This window comes from Undibacterium sp. SXout7W, assembly GCF_049339385.1.
GTDB lineage: Bacteria > Pseudomonadota > Gammaproteobacteria > Burkholderiales > Burkholderiaceae_D > Undibacterium.
Genome location: NZ_JBMPPF010000015.1, coordinates 105,133 through 111,726, shown reverse-complemented (window position 1 = coordinate 111,726; position 6,594 = coordinate 105,133). Strand labels below are relative to the sequence as shown.

The following is a 6,594-nucleotide window of genomic DNA, read 5'->3' as shown; positions in this document are numbered from 1 at the left end:
TTGCAGTTATCTTTGGTCATGCCGCCCGGAGCCGCTTTGAGTGCTGACAATGCTTGTGAATCTCCCACAACCTGCGTCGCAGCTTTGTTCGCTGCCTGAATATCTGCGCCGGTGACACCATATTGTGCCCATTGCGGATCCTTATCATCCAGCGCAGCCATTTTCTTCAGGCCTTCTTCCGTCACCGCACCTCCAGCCTTATTACCACTAAGTTGCGCTGCCATGTCCCAGACCTTCTGATTACCAGTCAGATTTTGCAACGCTTGCGATGTGCTTACGCCAGTGGTGGTGTTTGTACCATTCGTTCCTGTCGTAGGTGCTTTACCATTCGTTGCATAGTAATTGCAGTTATCTTTGGTCATGCCGCCCGGAGCCGCTTTGAGTGCTGACAATGCTTGTGAATCTCCCACAACCTGCGTCGCAGCTTTGTTCGCTGCCTGAATATCTGCGCCGGTGACACCATATTGTGCCCATTGCGGATCCTTATCATCCAGCGCAGCCATTTTCCTCAGACCTTCTTCCGTCACCGCACCGCCAGCCTTATTACCACTGAGTTGTGCTGCCATGTCCCAGACCTTCTGATTACCAGTCAGGTTTTGCAACGCTTGTTGTGTGTTCACATTAGCGGTTGGCTGCGGTTGTTGTTGTTGTTGTTGTGGTTGTGGTTGTGGTTGTGGTTGTGGTTGTGGTTGTGGTTGTGGTTGTGGTTGCTGCGTTTGCTGTTGCTGCGCATTCGCCTGATTTTTGGCATCTTTCGCTCTATTGATCGCGTCTAATGCTTGATTATCCGGCTGACCATTGCTGCCAGTGGTGCCCTCAACAAATTTCCAGCCACTGGAATTATTAGGATCGATATTATCCGCATATCCAATGACGTGATTATCATCAAATTCTATGGCGACAGTTTTGTTTCCTTCGTTAACTTCCAGGATGGTGATATCACTATCGTCTTTTTTAAACATGACTTCACCATTTTTACCTGTACCGGTACCTGCCTTGTTGGTACCATAATCAACCTGATGAAATCCTGCTGGGGGCGTTACGGCCATTATATTCTCCTTAAATGTACAAAATTAATTCTCAGACCACTTCTGTATTGCACTGAATCTCAGTATTTCAGTTCCACGCTTGCTCAGCAAACTCTGCTTTATTCGCATCAGAAGTATTCACACCAACGTTAGACAGGGCTCGATCACGAATGTCTTCGATGGCTTCGTGCGAATCCAGCAATGCCTCCATTTTTTCCAGTTCTTCACGAACAAAATTACCTGGTGAGGATGATGGCAAAGAACTGAGCAGTTCACCTGTTGGGGCATACATGCTGCTAATCGTCTGATTGCTGCAAACATCATATTTACAACGAAATATCAAGCCATTAGTGAGGTACAACGTCTGGTCGTCGTATTTGTTTTTCTCCATTTTTTCGATGTTGATTTGCTGTCCGTCTACTGTCGCCATAATATTCTCCTGTCCTTGGTTAATTGATGGTGGCTTGCCGCCAGCCTGCGTTGCCAGTGCGGTAAAAATGAGTGGTATCTATTACTGAAAAGTTCCATGCGAGACTAATTTTTTTCACCCAGATGCTTTTGTCCCGCTTTATGCCTGTTTGTTTTTGTTCTAGGACTTACGCAAAATTGTTCCAGCAAGGTATGGCGACGAAGGCAGTACGCTTGTACGACAAGGAGCCATAACGCCGCTGGGGCGGTTTTGCGTAAGTCCTATCTTTATTTTGTCTCAGTCTTTGCGCCAGAAAGTGCCTGTCCAGTCGATGGCGTGCAAAGTTGAGGTGATACCGTGTTCCGCCCTGAAATCATTGACCGCCGCGCGACATGCGGGAAGTGCGTAATCATCAATGATGCAGAATCCGCCGCTGGAGAGTTTGGGATAAAGGTGAATTAGTGCATCCATCGTGGATTCATACATGTCGCCATCAAGCCGCAGAACAGATAGTTTTTCAATGGGGGCAGACGGCAATGTATCTTTAAACCATCCTTGTAGAAACACTACTTTGTCATCCAGCAAACCATAGCGACGGAAGTTGTTTTCGACGTCCTGACGTGATACGGCGAGAAAGCGATGCTGATGATGTGTATCACCCTGATCCAGGGCATATTTATCATCAGGCTCAGGTAACCCCTGAAATGAATCAGCAACAAAAATACGCCGATTTTGCACATCATTGGCAGCAAGTACAGCTCGCATAAAAATGCAGGCTCCGCCGCGCCAGACACCGGTTTCGATCAGGTCTCCTTCTATGCCTTCACGAATCACGGTTTCGATCGCAGCCTGCAGATTATCGAGTCGCTTCATGCCTATCATGGTATCTGCACAGGAAGGCCAGATTTGACCTTCATAACGCTGAGCTGGTTTGTAGTGAAAATCGCGCACAAGCTGAAACTGACCAAGTTTCAATACACGGGAGAGTAAAGAAAACCAGAAACGCTTTAACGGTGGCTGCAGGTAATTAAAGGCCTTGACTGGAATCGGCGGTTCTGGCCACAAGGTGAAGGAAAGTGTTTTCTTCAACAGTTCCAGATAAAGCATTTGAGATTTTTCTGACATGATTTTTCCTTGGAACATCAAATTAAAAAGTAAACTGAAAATGGAAAATGGAAAATGGAAAATGAGGTTCTCAAAAAAAACAGTAAGCACTTCTCTAAATAGAGGTTCATCAACGTAAATCACTTCATTGAGAGAACTGTGAGCTGATGCTAAAAACTAGTCAGGCTCTTTCTGTTTTATTTAGGACTTACGCAAAACCGCCCCAGCAGCGTTATGGCTCCTTGTCGTACAAGCGTACTGCCTTCGTCGCCATGCCTTGCTGGAACAATTTTGCGTCAGTCCTATTACTTATTTGAGCGTCTCAATGCAGGCGGTATTTCTGCCCGGGAAATGCTAAAAATGAGGAAATGCTCATCACTTCTGATAAGTTTGCAGCCAAATCGTCGAATGAACCGCAGACTCTGGCGATTGGCTCGGTGCGCTTTACCGAAGACCTCATCTCTTTGGGAAAATATCCACTCCAGCGCGGATGGTAGTAAGGTGGCCCATTTGCCATGAAACTCGGGCAATATGGCGACATGGATATCGTTCCCATGCAGAATAGCTCCGCCAAACGGGACATTCCCACACTCAAAACCAATTGAGGGAGAGTCGCGATAATAAGCAATAAAATCTTCCTCACTGATACCATGTGCTTCAACCCATTCAGGTGTATAGATGCGCATATCTGCATCATAAAAAACCTTGAGATCGGCTTTATCTGTCATTCTCAGTGTATCCATCAATCCCATCCTTCCGATCACTTCACAGTGTATTTTCTGGCGTAAGCCATGATGAGACTGATTCATCATGGAAGCTCGAACGATGAGTAACTCTTGTGCGATGTTTTGTTCCATTCAATTATTTATCTTTGCATGGAACTATTTTGCATTGCCAATTCACATAATCAAGACGATTGCATTTGAACTGTAGCGACACAATCGATCACTTCATTTCATTTCATTAACCAGGAGAAAATTATGGGTGCAGGTGCAGCAGCAGGTGGCGTGGCAGCAGCAAGTATTGCTGACTCAGCAGCAAACATGGCAGCGCAAGAGGCGATTGCCTCAAATCAACGACAAATGATGCTCCAAACAACGGCAATTCAGGTAAAAAATGCAGAAGTAGCAGCACTATGCAACATGATTCTGGATTGCGTGAAAGCATTGAACGAGTTGCTGAAAAAAGGCGGTGCAGCGATGGTTTCGGCGATCGGGCAATAGAGCGGTTAGTTTATTGTGGTATGTGCAGATACAAACATGTGAAAACATTGTTTTGTACTGCACTTGTAGAGGGCGAGGCATTACCTCGCCCTCACGTTCGCCACACAAAACTTTCTTTTATGTATTCCAATTTAAGGAAATCAATCATGAATAATTCAACCAGCTTATATCAACCAATGCCGAATATTCCAGGGGCAGGAACATCTGATCTTGATGGTGTTCAAAAAATGCAGCAAATGACTAAGGAACAGATTGATCAGAGTCTCTGGGCTGCTGCACAAGGAATGGCGATGAACAAAATGAAAATGTTCCATAGCATGGCCAAGCAAGTTAACGACCAGCAATAAGCGATATGAGAGTCGTTACTGGCTGCGACTCTCTTTTTGTGAGAACTTCAACTCGGCATTCTGATTTCAAGGTTTCGCAAAAGCGGCAATATTGTCAGTATCAAAATCAATGCCATGCCAACTCTGTGCCAGAGCGTGTAACCCGACAGATCGTTGCGAACATGAATTGATCAGTCGGATGTGCCTACGCAAAACACCGAAAATTTTTTCGGTAGCACATAGTCTGAATGTTGATGATCGAAAACACTGTTTTTCTTAATAAAGGTTTGTGCTATGAATAACATTCCTACCACCAATACGAACACTACTTCTTACAATAGCTACGTACCGACAACTACAACGTCAACGAATAACACGGAGCTATCGCAATTCTTTAATTCTGGCGATATTGGCGGAAATCCAAGTACTGCCTTGAATTCAGATACTTCAAATAACATTGGCGGATCACAGGATTCAATAATACAAACGCTGCTCAATATACTGATGCAACTCATGACATTGATTATGCAGAGCTTAGGTTTAAACAATAGCGGCAATAACTCAAGTTCAACTACTGAATCGACACCTGCAGTGACGGGAACAACACCCACAACACCCACAACATCAACAACATCAACAACACCAACAACACCAACAACACCAACAACACCAACAACACCAACAACACCAACAACACCAACAACACCAACAACACCAACAACACCAACAACACCAACAACACCAACAACACCAACAACACCAACAACCACATCAACTACACCAACTACGTCACAACCAAGCTATGCTGAAGACTGGCATACAGTCAGGTTCAGCAATACCACATCGGAGCCAATTACTGTTCATCTGACCATGGGTGCTGGTGATACGATGCCACCTGGCGTAAAGCAAACAGCACCTCTTAACGGAGAATTCACGATTCCTCCAGGACAATCGGCTGACATTACTTTCGCACCAGGATCCAAACCGAATTTTAAGAGTACCAAAGGCGATGGCTCTGTCTGGAATCAGGGAGAATTAACATTCGATGAGCAACATCACGAAATTTATTTCGATATGAGCTACATCTACGGTGCCAACTCGAACATGCGCATCTATTCCAGTGACGGCAAACATTCAGGATTTCAAGGTGACATTCTCAATGGTGCTCCAGCAGGTGCAAAAGTTGGGGATTGGGGTATTGTTGCGCCGTATGATCGCTTCCACCATTCTGATGACCCTAATAATCCAGATTCGGCAGCAGGTGGGCCTAATGGGCCAAAAAATGCAGGTGCAGCCTATCTTTATAGTAAATTGCAAAAAGGTGAAGGTTATGTAGATCGTGGATTACCTGTTGAAGTTACGGACTATGATGATGCAAGTACACTCAAGACGGCTGGAAAAGTTACGGTGGTATTTTAATGCTATTACGTACTTAGCTAAAGTAAAGCTGGGTTGAGTGGAGATTCAACCCAGTAAATAGTAGGCAACCAATCGCAAGGTAGGCATTGACCAGATGGTCTTCGGCATCTTGCGGCAACTCATCAAAGTCAAGATCCAGATCAGTATCCATTTTCTGTGGCTGATTGGGTCTGGCCTTTGTAGCCTCGGTTGGTTTCTTTGGCTGTTTGTTCTGTTGAATGTCAGAAGAAACAGGGCTGAAATCAAATAAGGACAGTTGATCCGGGGTGGATCATCCAGGTCGGCCAAGGGCAACAGCGAACAACCGGGCAACATGGTGAAACAGAAGTCAGGCTTGAACCGCGCCATTCTTGATCAGGGGTGGGGTGAGTTCAGAAGGCAACTGGAGTATAAGGTAGTTTGGCACGGTGGCATGTTGCTGGCCGTTCCGACACACCATACAAGCCAGACGTACCCGACCTGCGACCATGTATCGAAAGACAATCGGCAAACACAAGCGAAATTCTTATGCGTCGATTGCGCTTACGAAAATCACGCCGATGTCGTTGGCGCGATCAATATTTTAGAGCGGGGATACCGCTTGTTAGCCTGTGAAGAAGGATCGAGCTTTACGCTCAGTTCTGGTAAATGCATTCAAACGTAATTTCGCACAAAGGCGATAGGCGAAAAAAACTACCTTGCGCGAGGCCAGGTGGCTTTTCAATCAAGTGAATTATCGGTGCCGTGTGCTACCGGTCCGGCAAGTACTCCGGTTTCGACGGAACTCAATCGATTCTTTGCTTTTGATACTCGCGTAGAAAACTGAACACGTGTCGATTCCAAAAAATCTGTCGCCGAAGCAATTCTGGCCGCACGAGCTACCATAGCTTAGCAAACCATTCTACATAGTCTTTGGTTTTAACAATTTGCAGCACTTTATTGCTGTAGCACATGCGCTACACAAAGCAAGGTATTTTTGTCCCCTTTGCTCTTCCTTAACTCCCTTGAAACCTACATGGATCGGTAGATTTATACATCTTGTATTTTTTCGAACTATTTATGAGCATCAATACAAAGGCAAGGACACTATCGCCTCCCAGGTTGGT

The 6,594-nt window shown here is 45.4% G+C and carries 6 protein-coding genes and 1 pseudogene; 4 read left to right on the top strand and 3 right to left on the bottom strand.

The features are described 5' to 3' along the window. Window positions 1–1,116 precede the first annotated feature (1,116 nt). The 3 genes from ACO0LB_RS14570 to ACO0LB_RS14560 all read right to left on the bottom strand — a co-directional run bounded on the left by ACO0LB_RS14570 (window position 1,117) and on the right by ACO0LB_RS14560 (window position 3,398). Complete coding sequence (locus ACO0LB_RS14570) at window positions 1,117–1,458, bottom strand: hypothetical protein (RefSeq protein WP_423050265.1); 342 nt, start codon at window positions 1,456–1,458, stop codon at window positions 1,117–1,119. A 276-nt stretch (window positions 1,459–1,734) separates the two neighbouring features. After that, window positions 1,735–2,562, bottom strand: a complete 828-nt coding sequence (locus ACO0LB_RS14565; protein WP_423050263.1) for a TylF/MycF family methyltransferase — start codon at window positions 2,560–2,562, stop codon at window positions 1,735–1,737. A 284-nt stretch (window positions 2,563–2,846) separates the two neighbouring features. Then, window positions 2,847–3,398, bottom strand: a complete 552-nt coding sequence (locus ACO0LB_RS14560) for a GNAT family N-acetyltransferase (protein ID WP_423050261.1) — start codon at window positions 3,396–3,398, stop codon at window positions 2,847–2,849. A 123-nt stretch (window positions 3,399–3,521) separates the two neighbouring features. Between ACO0LB_RS14560 and ACO0LB_RS14555 the strand changes: the two genes are divergently transcribed. The 4 genes and pseudogenes from ACO0LB_RS14555 to ACO0LB_RS14540 all read left to right on the top strand — a co-directional run. Beyond that, window positions 3,522–3,764 carry a hypothetical protein gene (locus ACO0LB_RS14555; protein WP_423050259.1) on the top strand — a complete coding sequence of 81 codons (243 nt, stop codon included), beginning with the start codon at window positions 3,522–3,524 and terminating at the stop codon, window positions 3,762–3,764. 146 nt (window positions 3,765–3,910) lie between these two features. After that, window positions 3,911–4,111 (top strand): hypothetical protein, encoded by a 201-nt coding sequence (locus ACO0LB_RS14550; protein WP_423050257.1) that lies wholly within the window; start codon window positions 3,911–3,913, stop codon window positions 4,109–4,111. Window positions 4,112–4,384: 273 nt separating this feature from the next. Next, window positions 4,385–5,509 (top strand): hypothetical protein, encoded by a 1,125-nt coding sequence (locus ACO0LB_RS14545; protein ID WP_423050255.1) that lies wholly within the window; start codon window positions 4,385–4,387, stop codon window positions 5,507–5,509. Between the two features lie 274 nt (window positions 5,510–5,783). Next, a pseudogene (locus tag ACO0LB_RS14540) lies at window positions 5,784–6,152 on the top strand (RNA-guided endonuclease InsQ/TnpB family protein); the annotation flags it as partial. Window positions 6,153–6,594 lie beyond the last annotated feature (442 nt).

Coding starts and splice junctions, on each gene's coding strand:
- ACO0LB_RS14545 (WP_423050255.1), top strand. CDS start 4,385: ATGAATAACATTCCTACCACCAATACGAACACTACTTCTTACAATAGC.
- ACO0LB_RS14560 (WP_423050261.1), bottom strand. CDS start 3,398: ATGGAACAAAACATCGCACAAGAGTTACTCATCGTTCGAGCTTCCATG.
- ACO0LB_RS14565 (WP_423050263.1), bottom strand. CDS start 2,562: ATGTCAGAAAAATCTCAAATGCTTTATCTGGAACTGTTGAAGAAAACA.
- ACO0LB_RS14570 (WP_423050265.1), bottom strand. CDS start 1,458: ATGGCGACAGTAGACGGACAGCAAATCAACATCGAAAAAATGGAGAAA.
- ACO0LB_RS14550 (WP_423050257.1), top strand. CDS start 3,911: ATGAATAATTCAACCAGCTTATATCAACCAATGCCGAATATTCCAGGG.
- ACO0LB_RS14555 (WP_423050259.1), top strand. CDS start 3,522: ATGGGTGCAGGTGCAGCAGCAGGTGGCGTGGCAGCAGCAAGTATTGCT.